Here is a 604-nt window from a genome sequence, read left to right as displayed (position 1 = left end):
CAACGCCAACCACCTTACCTAAACCATTGTGACATAAACACTTAACCTGAAGAAAGCCGAAAGCGCCAAGCGTTGGGAGTCCGTCTTAAACGCTTTGTTATATGCGTGCTAAAGCTACATTATGACTGCTTCAATTTTGTTTCCATCCAGATCTCGAATAAATGCAGCATAATAGTTTTCACCATACTCAGGTCTAAAACCCGGCTTACCTTCGCATGTACCACCTAGTTCAATTGCAGTGGAATAAAACTGTTCAACAGACTCTTTAGAAGGGGCATTGAAAGCTATATGTGAACCATTACTTGAAGTCGCTTTCCCCTCACAAGGATTACCAACCCAAAACTCAAAGTTTTCACCATAAGCAGCAGCAATATTTTCTATATAGTGAGCACGTTTGATGAATAATGTAGACAGAACCGAATCGTAAAATTTAACGGCTCTCGCTACATCAGAAGTACCTACTGAAACGTGATTTAAAATCATGTTAATGTCCTTTTTATTGTTAAAGTCCGAAAGATTTTTATCGCATTCTAACAATACCACCCACGGCTGTATATAAAAACAGTATCACTAGGACTTAGCAGGAGTTCAAAGCATATAACGC

The 604-nt window shown here is 39.1% G+C and carries 1 protein-coding gene; it reads right to left on the bottom strand.

Annotated elements, in window-relative coordinates; all coding sequences use genetic code 11:
- Nucleotides 1-114: 114 nt before the first annotated feature.
- Nucleotides 115-483: a VOC family protein gene (locus tag EYW48_RS21375; protein WP_269979834.1), complete on the bottom strand. Its 369-nt coding sequence runs from the start codon at nt 481-483 to the stop codon at nt 115-117.
- Between the last annotated feature and the right edge of the window lie 121 nt (nt 484-604).

Origin of the sequence: Vibrio sp. 1180_3 (assembly GCF_029478545.1) — a bacterium.
Classification (GTDB): Bacteria; Pseudomonadota; Gammaproteobacteria; order Enterobacterales; family Vibrionaceae; genus Vibrio; species Vibrio aestuarianus.
Note: the sequence above shows the minus strand (reverse complement) of the source record. Positions and strands in the feature narration are given on the sequence as shown.